The 16340-nt window shown below is 45.5% G+C and carries 12 protein-coding genes; 5 read left to right on the top strand and 7 right to left on the bottom strand.

Going from position 1 to position 16340, the window contains the following annotated elements; genetic code table 11:
* Window positions 1-215 precede the first annotated feature (215 nt).
* Together LS482_RS07695 and LS482_RS07690 are read left to right on the top strand one after the other, a co-directional pair.
* Complete coding sequence (locus tag LS482_RS07695; protein ID WP_233031195.1) at window positions 216-524, top strand: four helix bundle protein; 309 nt, start codon at window positions 216-218, stop codon at window positions 522-524.
* Window positions 525-880: 356 nt separating this feature from the next.
* A complete protein-coding gene (locus LS482_RS07690; RefSeq protein ID WP_233031194.1) occupies window positions 881-3109 on the top strand; it encodes a patatin-like phospholipase family protein in 2229 nt (742 codons plus the stop codon).
* A gap of 14 nt (window positions 3110-3123) precedes the next feature.
* Here LS482_RS07690 and LS482_RS07685 read toward each other — a convergent pair whose 3' ends face one another.
* Window positions 3124-3810, bottom strand: coding sequence for an ArsR/SmtB family transcription factor (locus LS482_RS07685; protein ID WP_233031193.1), 687 nt, complete (start codon window positions 3808-3810; stop codon window positions 3124-3126).
* Window positions 3811-3920: 110 nt separating this feature from the next.
* Here LS482_RS07685 and LS482_RS07680 point away from each other — a divergent pair, with 110 nt between their 5' ends.
* The gene (locus LS482_RS07680; RefSeq protein WP_233031192.1) at window positions 3921-5048 is read left to right on the top strand and encodes a cytochrome P450; all 1128 of its coding nucleotides are present in this window, start codon (window positions 3921-3923) and stop codon (window positions 5046-5048) included.
* A gap of 31 nt (window positions 5049-5079) precedes the next feature.
* Window positions 5080-5421, top strand: coding sequence for an antibiotic biosynthesis monooxygenase family protein (locus tag LS482_RS07675; RefSeq protein ID WP_233031191.1), 342 nt, complete (start codon window positions 5080-5082; stop codon window positions 5419-5421).
* Between the two features lie 466 nt (window positions 5422-5887).
* Here the strand turns inward: LS482_RS07675 and LS482_RS07670 are convergent, their stop codons facing one another.
* From LS482_RS07670 to LS482_RS07660, 3 genes are all read right to left on the bottom strand, one after another.
* Window positions 5888-7867: a heavy metal translocating P-type ATPase gene (locus LS482_RS07670; RefSeq protein WP_233031190.1), complete on the bottom strand. Its 1980-nt coding sequence runs from the start codon at window positions 7865-7867 to the stop codon at window positions 5888-5890.
* Window positions 7868-8058: 191 nt separating this feature from the next.
* Complete coding sequence (locus tag LS482_RS07665) at window positions 8059-8481, bottom strand: Fur family transcriptional regulator (RefSeq protein ID WP_233031189.1); 423 nt, start codon at window positions 8479-8481, stop codon at window positions 8059-8061.
* Between the two features lie 109 nt (window positions 8482-8590).
* Window positions 8591-9028: a hypothetical protein gene (locus LS482_RS07660; RefSeq protein ID WP_233031188.1), complete on the bottom strand. Its 438-nt coding sequence runs from the start codon at window positions 9026-9028 to the stop codon at window positions 8591-8593.
* Window positions 9029-9309: 281 nt separating this feature from the next.
* Between LS482_RS07660 and LS482_RS07655 the strand changes: the two genes are divergently transcribed.
* Entirely contained in the window at window positions 9310-10809 is a 1500-nt protein-coding gene (locus LS482_RS07655) for an IS1182 family transposase (RefSeq protein WP_233031187.1), read from the top strand.
* A gap of 142 nt (window positions 10810-10951) precedes the next feature.
* Here LS482_RS07655 and LS482_RS07650 read toward each other — a convergent pair whose 3' ends face one another.
* The 3 genes from LS482_RS07650 to LS482_RS07640 form a co-directional block, all read right to left on the bottom strand.
* Window positions 10952-13579: a TonB-dependent receptor gene (locus LS482_RS07650; RefSeq protein ID WP_233031186.1), complete on the bottom strand. Its 2628-nt coding sequence runs from the start codon at window positions 13577-13579 to the stop codon at window positions 10952-10954.
* Window positions 13580-14144: 565 nt separating this feature from the next.
* Window positions 14145-15788, bottom strand: a complete 1644-nt coding sequence (gene pgi, locus LS482_RS07645; RefSeq protein WP_233031185.1) for a glucose-6-phosphate isomerase — start codon at window positions 15786-15788, stop codon at window positions 14145-14147.
* A gap of 194 nt (window positions 15789-15982) precedes the next feature.
* Window positions 15983-16291: a GIY-YIG nuclease family protein gene (locus LS482_RS07640; protein WP_233031184.1), complete on the bottom strand. Its 309-nt coding sequence runs from the start codon at window positions 16289-16291 to the stop codon at window positions 15983-15985.
* Window positions 16292-16340: the final 49 nt, after the last annotated feature.

The following is a 16340-nucleotide window of genomic DNA, read 5'->3' as shown; positions in this document are numbered from 1 at the left end:
GCAGAGCCGGAGAATGCAGAATAATGAAGTATTGTTTTGATGGTGATTTTTTATTTCGGCGTTCGTGATTCAGTATTGGAAATTCATCATTCCATGAAGGGAATTGGAATATCGAACTGCAGAACCGAAGAATAACGAATGATAAAGTGATTTGTAAGGACACGGGATTGCGTGGTATAAACATATTCATTATTCAATTTTAAAATCTTCATTGTATGGAAAATTATAGGTACGATTTAGAAGAGAGATTAATTCGGTTTTCAGTTGATGTTATTTTGGCGTGTGGAAAGCTTGAAGGAGGTTTTGCTTCGCAACACTTGTCAAAACAATTAATTCGGTCCACGACATCAGTGGCGTTAAATTATGGAGAGGCCCAAAGTGCTGAATCCAAAAGGGATTTTTTGCATAAAATGAAAGTTTGTCTTAAGGAATTAAGGGAATCGTTGATAAACCTGAAGATACAAGAAAGGAGCGAAATTGATTACAGATATAGAAATGTTGAAAAGGCTTTTAAAGGAAAATAATGAATTGGCTGCTATCTTCGTAACAAGTATTAAAACAACGGAAAAGAGGAATAATATAGGAAAGTCTTAAAAGTAAGATGAATATCGAACCGCAGAACTGAAGAATGATGAACCGCAGAACCGCGGAATGTAGAATGATGAAGTAGTGTTTCGATGGTGATTTTTTACTTCGGCGTTCGATATTCGACATTCGTTACTCAACATTTATTTGAAATGGATTGGAATGATGAACCGCAGAGCCGGAGAATGCAGAAGGATGAAGTAGTGTTTTGAAGGTGATTTTTTATTTCGGCGTTCGTGATTCGACATTCAACATTCGATATTATTAAAAAGGGTTTAGGTTAAAATTCAGAAGTATGAAAAAGCATGTATTCCTGTTCCTGCTGAGCATGACCGTTATATGCGGATATACACAGGAAAACAATCCGGAAGACGTTAAGGTAGGCCTGGTACTGAGTGGTGGTGGTGCTAAAGGGCTGGCGCATATCGGGGCGTTAAAGGTCATCGAGGAAGCCGGGGTGCGTGTAGACTATGTAGGGGGGACCAGTATGGGGGCCATTATCGGGGCGTTGTATGCTTCGGGATATACGGCCAGCCAACTCGATTCCATTTTTCACGTGGTGGACTTTAACGAACTTATCCAGGATAATGTACCCCGTTCCGCCCGTACCTTTTACGAAAAGAAAAATTCGGAACGCTATGCACTTACCCTGCCGTTCGACAATTTCAAAATATCATTTCCAAGGGCATTGTCCAAGGGGCAGAATGTATATAACCTGCTGGTAAAATTGCTGTATCACGTGAATGACGTAGAAGATTTCAGCAAATTACCCATACCGTTTTTTTGTATTGCCACTAATGTAGAAACGGGAGAGCCGGTGGTACTGGACAAGGGGTATCTGCCCGAAGCCATTCTGGCCAGCGGTTCGTTTCCGTCCCTGTTCAACCCGGGCGAGATCGGGGATGATGTGCTTATTGACGGAGGCGTGGTCAATAACTATCCCATAGATGAACTAAAGGCCCTCGGGGCAGAGGTAGTGGTGGGTATTGATGTACAGGATGCCCTGGCAGACCGGGATGAGTTAAATTCCGCTGCGGATATACTGTTGCAGATCAACAATTACCGTACGGTAAATGACATGAAGAAAAAAGCCAAACAGACAGATGTTTACATTAAGCCCGATATCAAGGATTTTACGGTAGTATCCTTTGACGAAGGGCCACGGATCATAGCCAATGGCGAAGTGGCTGCCAGGAAACAAATAGGTGAACTGAAGGCGCTGGCTGCCCGGCAGACTACCCCACCGCGATCCCTGCACATTCCGGTGCGGGACACTGTAGAGATCAACGGGCTTACCCTGGAAGGAAATGACAAGTACTCCAGGGCATATATTAAAGGAAAACTGCGGTTTACAACCTCAGGGAAAGTGCCTTTTACCAAGCTGGACCAGGGGATGGCCAATTTATCGGCTACCAATAATTTTGAAAGTATCAGGTACAGGTTCGTGAAGGACGATGAAGGCGAGCACAGTATGTTGATGAAACTCCAGGAAAATAAAAGGACCATGCTTCTCCGGTTCGGAGTGCATTACGATGCGCTGTACAAAAGTGCGGCCCTGATCAATATCACCAAAAAACAATTCCTCTTCGATGATGATGTATTGTCTCTCGATATGATACTGGGAGACAACCTCCGGTACAACCTGGAGTATTACCTGGACAAGGGGTTTTACTGGAGTTTTGGTTTCCGGTCATCCTATAACAGGTTTACCACCGATGTCGATGCGGAATTTCTCGAAGAAACAGAACAACAGCCACCGGTAGAGGGACTGAATACCATCGGTGCAAAATTATCGGACCTGACTAACCAGGCCTATCTGCAAACGGTGTTCCGGGAAGAATTTTCCGTAGGTGCCGGGCTGGAGCATAAACGTCTGGAGATAGAGTCGGAGACCATATCGCAGGGAGACGGTCAAAAGGCGGTATTTGAAAACAGTGACTTTTACAGCACTTACGGCTTTATGAAATTAGATACCTACGACAACCGTTATTTTCCGAGAAAAGGGCTGTATTTTGACGGCGATTTCCACTTTTATTTTGCTTCTTCCGATTACAATAACAATTTTGACGGGTTTTCCATTGCCAAGGCAAAAATGGGTTTCGCCATGCCGTTGTACAGAAACCTTTCGTTTAACCTTTCCACCGAAGGCGGTTTTAAGATCGGAAAAAGTGATGTGGAAACCCTGGGCTTTTTCCTGGGCGGATACGGCAATGACCTCATTAATAATTTTACTCCTTTTCTGGGCTACGATTTTATCAGTTTCGGAGGGGACAGCTATGTCAAGGGAACAGCTACCGTAGACTATGAGTTTATGCGGAAAAACCACCTGAACTTTACAGCCAATATGGCGAACGCAGGCAATGGTATTTTTGAGGATGGTGAATGGATTACCTCACCTACCTATACCGGCTATGCCATAGGCTACGGACTGGAAACCTTTGTAGGCCCCATTGAACTGAAGTATTCCTGGTCGCCGGAGCGGGGGAAGGGGCTTTGGTTCTTTAATCTCGGTTTTTGGTTTTAGGGAAGATAAGAAAGTCAGAGGTTGACTTTCAGTAACTCATACAGCTTTGATTTTCCTTCGGAAGTGATGACCACTTCACGTGATCCCTGCTTTTTCCGCAGCCATTGTAATGCGATCATGCTGTCCAGAAGGGCGGCGCCCAGTGCTCCGGCCAGATGATGCTTTCTTTCGCTCCAGTCCAGGCACGGCCTTGCAAACGAACGTTTTTTATTGCGGAGCATATCCACATCTATATCCAGTTGTAAAAACCAGGCTTTCCCTTCCCGGGAAACGGTAAAAGTACCGTTGCCGGGGATCAATATCTTTCTTGCAAGCAGGGCTTCGCTCAGTACAACCCCGGCTCTTCCGGCCAGGTGATCGTAGCAGGTCCTGGCATACCTCTGCCCGGATACGGGAACGGACTGCTTTGCAGATTTCCGGTCTTCCGGAGGGATCAGGTTGGCAATGGATTCCACTACATAGGCCACCTCCGGAGAAGCGATCCGGTAATAACGGTGCCTCCCCTGTTTTTCCACAACCAGGAGTCTGCCCGATAAAAGCTTTTGCAGGTGATTGCTTGCCGATTGCGGGGTAATGTCGGTACAAACGGCCAGTTCGCCCGCCGTGTAGGCCCTGCCGTCCAGCAAATGCCAGAGCATTAAGGCACGGACAGGTTCACCCAGCAGGGAAATGATATGCTTATACTGATCTTCGAAAGTCATCGTCCTGTTTTTATACAAAATTAGGGAAGCGGAATATTTTATGTTTCATTCGGGAATGAAATATTTAATAGTGAAATGGACTAATCTTGCAGGGTAAATAACTCAAAAATATGAAGCATATCAACACCACCTTCTTGCAATCGGAAACAGCCGATCCTTTTGGATTTTACACCCGGATGCGGGATAAACATCCTGTATATTACGACGGGAAAAACAAGGTCTGGGCCGTATATGGGTATCGTGATTGTGAATTTTTCCTGAAAAGCGGTGTGGTAGAAATACCTCGAAAGGGGATGGGAAGAGAGGAGGAGAAGCTATGGAACAAATATGCACGGGAGATAAGGGAAAACCTGGTCCGCAGGAGTGATCCTCCGGAACATGGTTTGCGGAAAGCGGCAACAAAAGACCTTGTAAAACAGATGCAGCCCGTAAATGTTACGGAAGTCCTTGACGGATTACTGAAAGCGGCTGATACGGGAAAACTGCAATGGGCCGAAACAATAGCGGGGATATTGCCCCTCACCGTTTTGCTGAAAAGTTTCCGGCTCAGAAATGACGATATTGATTTTATAATATCGCATATGCATGTGGTGAAACTTTATATGACTGGTACTTCAGGTATTGAAGAGGTACATCGGTTAAATGCATTTTCGGAAAAGGTATACCCGCTGATTAAAAACCATTTCCGATCTGTGTATCCCGGTCGGGTTCTTGGTGAGGTGCATGTTTCCAATCTTATGGGCCTGTGTATTCAAAGTTATGACGCCATGCGGGGGCTTTTGGGCAATTCGCTTTTGCAGTACCTGTACAGAAAAAACCCTGCGGAAGAAAAACAGGCTGATTATTTCCGGAAGCTGGTAGTGGAAACACTGCGGTTCGACCCGGTTTTTCACAATACCCGAAGAATATTGACGGAAGATGTGGAGTGCGGCGGATGTTTCCTGAAAAAAGGGGATGAACTTCTGCTGGTCCTGGCATCGGCTAACAGGGATGCTTCGGTTTTTGACAATGGGGCTACATTCGATATCAACCGGGGAAATAACGGGGAATATCTGTCTTTTAGTTCCGGGATACACCGTTGTCCCGCCGATCATTTTTCTGTTGCCCTGGCTTCGGAGACACTGCATTACATGGCATCCCGGTATCACGGGATCGAACTATTACAACCGGAGATCACTTATGAACCCCTGGTCAATGCCAGGATACCGCATAATATAAACCTGAAACTGACAATATAACAAAGTTTTAAATGCTAAATCCTGAACTATTATGATAGCCGTAATTTTTGAAGTGGAGCTACATCCCGAAAACAAACAGGGCTACCTGGATATTGCAGCCGACCTGAAAGAAGCACTGGAAAGGACGGAAGGTTTTATATCCGTAGAACGGTTTCAAAGCCTTGCACAACCGGAAAAACTGCTTTCCCTTTCTTTCTGGAAAGACGAAGAAGCGGTAAAGTCGTGGCGTACACTGGAAATACACAGGGCTGCCCAGAAGAAGGGCCGGGCCGGTGTTTTTAAAGACTACAGGCTCCGGGTAGCCGGGGTAATCCGGGATTACGGGATGTTTTCGCGTGAACAGGCCCCCGGGGACAGTAAAAAGGCGCACTGACGCTCACCCTGTTGTTAAAAGGAATCCTGGTTGACAGTAAACCTAACCTATTTATGTAATTCAGTGTGTTTTATTTTAACCTCTGAAAAGGGATATTCTGATTATTGGTTGAGTTACTAAGTTATTCAGGTCCTTGGTAAACTTAATAAACGTGAATAATGTTTAAGCGCTATGAATCAAAAATGTTTCAAAATTACAACCCTTGTTTGAGACGTCAAACAAGCTCCTCCCTTCTCCCGATATCCATCGGGATCGGGAGAAGGGAGGTGGGCAGACTTCAGTCTGGTCGGAGGGCAAGCCACAGGAAAAATACAAAAGCCAGGGGTATACCCAGATTTTGGGCCTGGTCAAACTCCCCATCCCGCTTGCGGGACAGTACGGCGCCTTCGTCACAAAGGAGGAGCTTAGGGTGGTCATATAAAAAACATTCGTGTATTAGTGGCAAACAACTCCTGAACTCAAAAAATCAACGCTTATATGCGAGCAGGCGCAAGGCGTTGAAAACCACAATTAGTGTGGACCCTTCGTGAATGGCCACGGTTGGGCCGATACCCGTAAACCCGATAATGGCCGAAGGGATGAGGAACAATACAATACCAAGACTGATAAACAGGTTCTGGCGGATGATGTTCCTGGATTTCCTGCTGAGGCCTATCACAAACGGAAGTTTCTCCAGTTTGTCGTCCATAAGGGCGATATCTGCGGTTTCCAGCGCTACATCCGAGCCGGCGGCTCCCATGGCTATGCCCACGGTACTGTTGGCCATGGCAGGGGCATCGTTTACCCCGTCTCCTACCATGGCGATCTGTGTTTCCTGTTCCCTGAGTTTACGAATGGCATTTACCTTGTCTTCGGGGAGGAGGTCGCCGTAAGCATCGGTAAGGCCCGTTTGCCGGGCAATGGCGTCGGCTACTTTCTGGTGGTCGCCCGTGAGCATTACCATTTTCCGAATACCAATATCCCGCAGGGCCTTTAATGTTGTTTTTGCAGATGCCCTCGGGGTGTCCATTAAAGTGAGTATCCCGATAAAAGTATCCCCTTTTTTGGCAAGCATGGAGGTGTGTCCTTCTTCCTGGAAACCGGATATCTGATCCCGGATACCGTCGGAAAGAATATGCCCCAGGTCTTCTTCGAAAAGTGCGGGATTTCCGATATACACGGTTTCCCCCGCATATGTGGCCCTGACTCCTTTTCCCTGGAGCGCTTCGATATCCGTAGCTTCATCGGTCCCGTTAACAGGTATTTCCGGCATTTCCGAAACGTCCCTCACAATGGCCCTGGCCAGCGGATGCTCACTGAGGCGTTCCACGGCAAGGATACAGGAGAGGAATTCTTCCCGGGAAATCCCGTTTAAAGGAATAACGTTGGTCAGCCGGGGTTCGCCCCTGGTGAGGGTCCCGGTTTTGTCAAATGCTATTGCCGAGAGGGATCCCAGGTTTTCGAGGGCCTTACCTCCTTTTATCAGCACCCCGGCCTGTGCAGCCCTGGCCACTCCGCTCAATACGGCACTTGGTGTGGAAATGGCCAGTGCACACGGGCTGGCGGCTACCAGTACGGTCATGGCCCGGTAAAAGCTGACCGGAAAGGGTTCATCAACCACTACAAAGGCAAAACAGAGGAGTATTACCAGTGCGATAACGGCAGGGACAAATATTTTTTCAAACTTTTTGGTAAACTGTTGGGTAGGGGATTGTTTTGCTTCGGCCTGGCTTACCAGTGCGACAAGCCTGGACAGGGTGGAATCTTTAGACAGTTTGAGTACCCTGATCTCAAGGCTGCTGCTTCCGTTTATGGTGCCTGTAAAAGCCTTGTTTTCTTTCGGTACGGAAGCGAATTCGGTCCATTTTTCCGGGTCTTCGGCAGCGTGTTTGTCTACGGGAATGCTTTCCCCGGTAATGGGCGCCTGGTTGATGCTGCTCTGTCCGCTGATGATAATACCATCTGCGGCGATCTTGCTATTCGGCTTCACAAGGATAGTGTCCCCGATTTCCAGATTTTCAACGGGCACCTCTTCACTGGTGCCGTTTTTCTTTACCAGTGCGGTCCCGGGACTGAGGCTACCCAGGGCCTTGATGGAGTTTCGGGCCTTGTTCATGGCGTAATGTTCCAGGGCGTGTCCGAGGCTGAAGAGGAACAACAACAGGGTACCTTCTGCCCATTTGCCGAGAATGGCCGCCCCCACAGCAGCGACGAGCATCAGGAAATCGATCTCAAACCCGCCCTGCCTGATCTTTTCAAATGCTTCCTTCGCAGCAAAATATCCGCCGAAGAAATAAGCAGGAATATAAATATAAAGCGTGTTGTCCCAGGAAGAAAATTTATTCAGGAGAAACCCGGTGAGTAGCAGGGCTCCGCACAACAGGGAAAAGATAAGTTCGGTATTTTTTCCTAAAAAGCCTCCGTGATCATGGTCGCATCCGGTATGTTCTTTATGATTTGATTCCATCTGATCTTGTTTTTATTACGGATGACATGGCACGAATATAGTGTTTACGTGTCCGTAATTTCGATTTACGGGGTAAAATTACGGTTTAACTTGTGTAACCCGGTTGCAAAGTTTGTCCGGGAAGGATTCTGTAATCGGTGTAAATGGTATGGGAATACTGGAATCGTGTTGGACCCTGCCCGAGCAGCCGATCAGGAGGAGGTTTTACAGGCAGGGCAGATCCCTTTTACGATCACGGCAATGTTGTTTATGGAATGATCGGAAGGAAGGTTATCGACAGCTACCCGGGTTTTGTCCAGGCAGTAGGTAGCATCGCATTTCCCGCAGACAAAGTGGGGGTGGGTATGTATGTGTTCTTCCGCACTGCAAAGCGGGCTGCACAGGGCATATTTTACGGCATCACCGTTGGTGTCTATGGCGTGAAGGATACCGTGTTTTTCAAAGGTCTTGAGGGTGCGGTAAATGGTGGCTTTGTCCACGGTATCCAGTAGTATTTGCAGTTCGGTCAGACTTTTGGCATTGGCATCCTTATAGAACTGTTCCAAGGTGAGTATTCTCACCGGGGTGGCTCTTACGCCCTTGTCTTCTATACAGGATATCAATGTGTTCAGCATGGATTTGTTTTTTGTCTGATACACCCCCTCTGCCTCCGGCATCTCCCCCTGAAGGGGGAGCATATGATCTCTTTAACGCATTGCAGCCCGGTCAAATGATTTGCACGAGTCACATCCACTGTCCCCAGGGAATGCGGCTCAGCAATAAAATAAGTCCGAGGGTATAGAAAAAGGCGATCTTTCCGAATTTTCCCTTGGCACTATCCACTTTTTTGTGTTTGGACCAGCCGATGGTGATGAGTATAATGGCGAGTATATTGGTAAAAGGGTGTTCAACGAGCAATAGCCTGGCGAGGTCATTTTTCATGACCCCTCCTGCACCCAGTTCGCTCCAGAGCGAAAAGCGTTCGGACACGAAATACAGGATAATGCCCAAAAGCAGTTGGATATGCGTAAAAATAAGGGCAAACAGGCTGATACGAAGGTCTTTCCCCATAATAAAAGGTTTGCTGCTGAAATAGCCTGTTATGGCATTGACCACAGCGATGATAAGCATGAGCAGGGTTAAATAAGCCCAGTACGAATGTAAGGTTTGAATGATCCCCATGTTTTAGTTTTTAAGTTTTATCAAAAGTAGTGAATTTTGGGGATAATGGCAGGTTTTAATGGTGGAGACCGGGTTCAGGGGAAGGATGTTTTTATTTTTTTGTAGCGGAATTGTTTATGGGGCTCATGCAGTTGTTTTGATAAAATTAAATATTATGGACGGGGAGAAAAAACAAAGAGGCTGTCTAAAAAGGCAGCTTCTTTTTTTTGAATTTAGGTTTTGTGTTTGTAAATTTAAACATGAGCCGAAAAGTCACCTGGAAGCCCTACGATCAAGGCTAGTTGAGCCTGCTTCCACCCAGTTATGATGAGCTGGTCCCTCAGCACCATCCTGTACGTATTGTCAACACGATTTTAGACTCGGTAGACCTGATTAGTTTGGAGCAGACCTACCGTGGGGGTGGTACTTCGAGTTATCACCCTAAAGTGCTGTTAAAGATTTTGGTCTATGCCTACTTGCGTAACCTGTATTCTTCGCGCAAGATTGAGCAGGCCTTGAACGAGAACATTCACTTTATCTGGCTCAGTGGAGGGGCCAAGCCTGACCACAATACCATCAGCAACTTCCGCAGCGGCAAGCTAAAGGACAAGTTTAAGCAAATCTTTAATCAAGTAGTGGTGCTCTTAGCCGAACAGGGTTATTTAAGCCTGAAGGAACTCTATGTGGACGGAACCAAGATCGAGGCTAATGCCAACCGCTATACCTTTGTATGGGGCAAGAGCATCAAAACCTCCCGCGAGCGTATTGAAAAACAACTCAGGGAACTGTGGAACTATGTGGAAAAAGTCTATGCCGAGCAGGAGCAACTCCCCAACACCCCGGAGTTCGAGGCTATTGATCCTGAAAAAGTATCCGCAACCATTGCACAGATCAACCAGGCTCTGGAAGGCAAAGCGGTAGAGAAAAAGATCAAACAAAAACTGGGTTATGCCCAAAAGCACTGGCCTGGGAACATCGCCAGGTACAATGAACAGCAAAAGAAGTTAGGGCATCGTGGAAGCATGAGTAAGACCGACCCCGGGGCCACGTTTATGCGGATGAAGGACGACCCTATGAAAAACGGGCAACTCAAGCCCGCTTACAACTTACAGGCTTCGACCAACAACCAGTTCATAGTGAACTACACTTTGGCTCAGACCACAGCCGATACCACCGCCCTGATAGCCCACTTGGAAGATTTTCAAGAAAGTTACCTCCAAACTCCCCAGAGCCTAACGGCCGATGCCGGTTATGGAAGCCAAGAGAACTACCAGGCCCTGGAAAACAAGGATATTGAGGCCTATGTAAAGTACAACTATTTCCACAAGGAACAAAGGCAGACCAATGGTAAACAGGACAAAGCCCCGTTCCATCCTGACAAGCTCTATTACAATAAAGAAACCGATACCTGTTACTGTCCTATGGGACAACCTATGGAACATATAGGACAGCAAAAAAGAAAGACCGGCAATGGCTACCTACAGGTCTATGACCTCTATCGGGCAAAAAACTGTAAGGGCTGCCCGTTAAGGGGCAGCTGCCATAAAGCCAAAGGCAACCGGATCATTATGAGAAACCATGAACTGATACGGTTAAAGGCAAAGGCCAAAGCACTGTTGCTCTCAAAAGAAGGCATTGCCCACCGAAAAAGAAGGTGCTGGGATGTGGAAGCCGTTTTTGGGAATATAAAACAGAATATGGACTTCAAACGCTTTATGCTCAGGGGACTTGATAAGGTAGAAACCGAAATAGGGCTTGTGGCCATGGCTCACAATCTTAAAAAGGTAGGGATAAGGGCATAATCCCACAATACCTATTAACTCATTAACTTTTTAACGCTCAACTCTTGCTGGCTCAAGTTGAAAACAAGCAAATAGGCTAAATATAAAAAGACCGCCTAAAACTTTTTAGACGGCCTCAACCTTAATATTTGAAAGATTTTAATTAAAACTGATATTGAACAGACAAATTCCAGGTTAAACCGTTGCCATAGAAATAACCATAGTTGTCTTTTTGACTGATATATTCATGATCCAAGGCATTAAAAATATTTCCTCGTACAATGAATTTATTATCACCCAAATTAAAATTATAACTGGCGCCTACATCAAATAGTGAATAAGGTTTTAGTTTCTCAGTTTCATAAGGTTCGTCTGCAATAATAGCATCCGCAAACTCATCTACTTTGACAAAACCATATAAATTAGCATAGTAATTCCAGTCGATATAAAAGTTTAGTTTGTTCGGTAGTATATCGTAAGAAGTTCCCAAGCCGGCGGAAGCTTGCGGAGCCTCTCCTACTTTGGTGCCGGTGAGATCTCCGGAGATTTCATCAATAAACTCGTTATCATTGTTATTTCTTATCCTGATAGGGGTGCTACCGTCGTATTCCCAGTCACCTACCGTAGCATAACCACGAAGTGTCCAATATAGCATAGGTTTCCATTTTACATCTAACTCAAGACCTTTATGTACTTGTGCAATATCAGTAAACATAAATGTAACATCATCGTAAGTTACTCCGGATTGTGTAAACTCCCCGGCTCTGTCCAGAAAGCGATTTTCCCAGGTGGTGTAATAAGCGTTGAAGTTTAATTGGAAAGCTTGTTCCGGAATTTCCAGGCGATAGCCTGCTTCAAATCCTACAATCTCTTCATTGTCTACTTCAGGATCTGCTAATTGTGTATTGTCATCATAGCTTGGGAATATATTATCTAAGAAAGGTTGCCTTGAGTATTTTCCCGAATTTACAAAAATTGTATTTCCTTCGGCAAAAGTCCAGGATGCACCGGCTTTTATGTTGTAACCAAGCTTATTGACTGTTTTCGATTCTTTAGTTTCTGCAAAATTTCCTCTATCTTCCCTTTTGTAGTCCTGATTTGACAACGCACCCTGAACAAACGCTGAAAACACGTCATTTGACCATTCGATCTGTCCAAACGCTCCTTGGTAATTAATATTCTCAGAATAATCATAATTAACGCGTTCGTCTTCATCTGCAAAGTTAAATAAGGCAGACCACGGATTAGCTTTAAAAGTTGTGGTAACTTCATGATTGGGGTTCCCGCCAAATTCTTCTCTACGTCCCTGTAAACCTAATAAATCTATTAATTGACGGAAATGATCCCCTTTATAAAATCTTACATCAATACCTCCGTTTACAGTCAGGTTTTTTAAGTTATTAAATTCGTAATTAACTACGGTTCCGTACCAGGCATGATTGTTTACCGAAGCTCTGAGTAATGTTCCGTTATAACCTTCGCTGAATCCGCCTTCTATCCCTGGGTTATACTCATTAACAATATAATCCCAGTCAATAAGTCCGTTTTCTGTATAAGCACCTTCGGGTGAAGAATCTATACCATTCTCAACATATCCCGGACCACTTCCGTAATCTCCGGTACCACCACCTCTACCGAAGGATGCATATACTACTGTTGATAGATTTGATTTTTCTGAAATATTCCAATCCCAGTTCAGGTTCATTACCGGTTTGTGATAATAATTTCGCCTGAGACTTAAATATTCCCCGTTTTTGAATCCGTAGTTATTGTTGTACTTGATTCCGTATTGGTCATAGAGTTCCCGGTCTTTGGAGAAATTCTGATCATGCCATTGCGGAGCTCCTGTAATCAGAAAGTTGAAATTGTGATCTCCTGCTCGTTTTCCTACCGAGAAGAAATAATTTTGACCTTGTCCTTTTGTTCCAGCGGCATATTTTCTGTGAGCCTGCCAATGATCTAACATAAAAGAGAAACCCCAACCATTTTCGCCAATTCCCGTATTATATCCTACGGTACCTTTTATATAACTATCATTACCTGTCATAAAACGTGCAAAACCTCCCTGATTGGATTCTGTAGCTTTAGTGACTATGTTAATAGTTCCTCCTACTGAGGAAATGGCTAATTTGGAAGATCCCAAACCTCTTTGTGTCTGAACAGCATTGGCAATGTCTGAAATACCAGCCCAGTTTGACCAGTACATTCTTCCGTCCTCCATCCCGTTAATTGGTTGTCCGTTTAGGAGGAAGGCTGTATTTCTTTGGTCAAAACCTCGTACGAACATTTGGGAATCACCGAATCCGCCAGATTGATTAGAAACGTATACGTTGGGTGTGTTTTTCATGAGTTCGGGAAATTCTACGTTCCCGACCCCTTTGGTCTGAATCTCAGCCCTCGTAATTGTTGAAACGGCGACGGGAGTTTTTCGATCCTGTTCCAGGTCTATAACACCAGAACCTACGACTACAACTCCTTCCAGTTCATCAGTATCAGCTTGTAATGTTATATTCCCGATATCCCCGGGGGAAGAAAACCGGATTTCCTTTTTCACAAACCCAATGTAGGAAACAACAAGCGTACCGCTGTTCTCCGGTACTTCGATCTGAAAGTTTCCGTCAAAATCCGTAGACACCCCTGTGGAAGTGCCTTTTACCACAACGTTGGCTCCCGGTAATGGTTCGTTCATCTCAGCGTCTATTACAGTTCCCGTAACAGTACCCTGTGCAAAAGTGGCAGTTGCGATGAGTGCAAAGACCACTGTTAAAAACCCATTGTAAATTGTCTTCATCTGTGTTTATTAAATTTGATTTAGCTATGCAAAATTGACACTTCTGAAATTATCCAACATTAAGCCAATGTTAAATATTTTAACATGGAAATGCTTTAACGTTTTAAAACAAAAATAACCATAAAACCTATTGTTTTGGTTTGTAGTTGTTTAATTTTTAAACGGTTTTATTAACAGTTTTTTAGGAAATCAAGCGGTATTAAGGCACAAAATACCGGATTTCAGGTAGAAAATAATTCGATTTATGGTGCCTTGAAAACCCTATTGCCAATAAACGTATTAGTATTCCCAATGAGATACGCATACCTGCCGGGAGACTGCCGGCGCTTTGCTTTAGCCTGTCCTTAGCACAGCCGAAGGGTGACAATCTCATGGAGGCCGGCAACATACCTCTGATACTTCGACGGTGCTCAGCAACAGGTATGGGCAAACCAGCCAGGAGACTGCCGCGCTGCGCTCGCAGTGACGTATTAGTTTTGGATGTTACCCAAAACCTTAGATGAAAAGCGTCTCCCGCTCCCGATAACCATCGGGAGCGGGATGCCCCGAGGGAGTTGACTCGGATTTAAGAATTTTTCCTGAAATGTTCCAGTAATGCCGCGGTGGAGCTGTCGTGTTTTGTAACTTCGGTACTTTCCATATCCTTTAATATTTTTGAGGCCAGTTGCTTGCCCAGTTCCACGCCCCACTGGTCGTAACTGAAAATGTTCCAGATCACGCCCTGTACGAAGATCTTGTGTTCATACATGGCTATGAGCGCCCCGAGGCTTTCGGGGGTAAGTTGATCGGCGAGGATGGTATTGGTGGGTTTGTTCCCCTCGAATATTTTAAAGGGAAGCAGTTTGTCGATCTCTGCTTCGGAAAGGTTTTTACCCTGAAGTTCCGCAATCACTTCATCCCGGGTCTTGCCGTTAAGCAGGGCTTCGGTCTGGGCAAAAAAGTTGGCCATGAGTTTGTTGTGGTGATCCTTGTCGCCGTGCAGGGAATGTACAAAACCGATAAAGTCGGCCGGGATCAGTTTGGTGCCCTGGTGGATAAGCTGGAAGAAAGCGTGCTGCGAATTGGTTCCCGGCTCTCCCCAGATAATGGTCCCTGTTTGGTAATTCACAGGGTTGCCTGCCCGGTCTACGCTCTTACCGTTGCTTTCCATAATACCTTGTTGTAAATAGGCGGAAAACCTGCTGAGGTATTGGGTATACGGAATGATAGCCTCGCTCTCGGCATCGAAGAAATTGTTGTACCAGGTGCCGATGAGTGCAAGTATTACCGGGATGTTGTTGTTGAAATCGGCTGTTTTAAAATGATTGTCCATGGCCCGCGCTCCTTCCAGGAGTTTTTTGAAGTTGTCGTGTCCTACGGCAAGGGCAATGGAAAGGCCTACGGCACTCCACAGGGAAAATCGCCCGCCTACCCAGTCCCACATCGGGAAGACGTTTTCATCGGCAATACCGAATTCGGCAATTTTGGGCAGGTTGGTGGACACGGCTACAAAATGTTTGGCCACGTCTTGCTGAGAAGCGTGTTGCAGAAACCAGTTTTTTATGGTTGTAGCATTGCTCAGGGTTTCCTGCGTGGTAAAGGTTTTGGAAACAATAACGAACAGGGTGGTCTCCGGGTCAAGGCCTTTAAGCGTTTCGTGCACGTGATCGCCGTCCACATTGCTTACAAAGTGTACATTGAGGTGGTTTTGGTAAAATTTCAGGGCTTCGGTCACCATGGCCGGCCCCAGGTCGGAACCACCGATACCGATGTTTACCACATCGGTGAAAGCCTTACCCGTATGTCCTTTTTTCTCCCCGGAGATCACGGCTTCGGAAAATTGTTTTATTTTTTCCTGCACGGCAACTACCTCCGGGATAACATTTGCACCGTTTACAACAATTTCGGCATCTTTTTCGCCGCGGAGGGCGGTGTGGAGTACGGCCCTTTGTTCGGTTTCATTGATGAGGTCGCCCGAAAAGTATTTTTTTATCGCATCTTTCAGTTTTACTTCTTCAGCAAGGGCCAGGAGGAGATCGAGGGTTTCATCCGTAATCCGGTTTTTGGAATAATCCACATAAAAATCATTCCATTTGATATTGAATTTCGACGCTCTTTCGGGATCATCGGCAAAGAGGGTTTTCATTTCCACATCCCTGAGCTGCCGAAAATGATCTGCGAGTTTTTTCCAGGTTTGTGTTTGGGCAGGGTTTGTTTTTTGTAGTGGCATTTGTTTTAATACGTGTTGTTATGAGTTCTGTTTTTTTACATTTTGTGGCTCCTGTCATTCCGACGTCAGGAGGAATCCCTATTTCTCCCGGAAGGTTGTTGAGGTTATTGGTTTCATCATCTCACTGAATTTTTTTGCTTCGCCGGGTTCTTCGCTTCGCTCAGAATGACCCGGGGTGGTTTATAAAATGGCACTTAGTTAATTTCGTCATTTAAGAACTTCCATTCCGGGTTGAATGTGCGGATCAGGGCCTCTTTTTTGGCTCTTCGCCAGCCTTTCAGTTCTTTTTCTCTTTTTATGGCTTTGCTGATGGATTTGATATGTTCCCAATAAATCAGGTAAAAGCACCTGTACCGTGCAGTGAATGCCTTGCTGCCGTACCCCGGATTCCTGTGGAAATGCAATCGCTTTTTCAGGTTGTTGGTAACCCCGGTATACAGGACGGTCCTTTTTCTGTTAGTCAGGATATACACACAATAATTACGGGTTTTCGGAAATTCCATAAAAACCGGGTTTACAAGAACGGAACCGTCATTCCGACGCCAGGAGGAA

The organism is Sinomicrobium kalidii (assembly GCF_021183825.1).
In the GTDB taxonomy this organism is placed as follows: Bacteria; Bacteroidota; Bacteroidia; order Flavobacteriales; family Flavobacteriaceae; genus Sinomicrobium; species Sinomicrobium kalidii.
The sequence above is the reverse complement of the archived record's forward strand: the minus strand, read 5'-3'. Positions and strand labels throughout refer to the sequence as shown.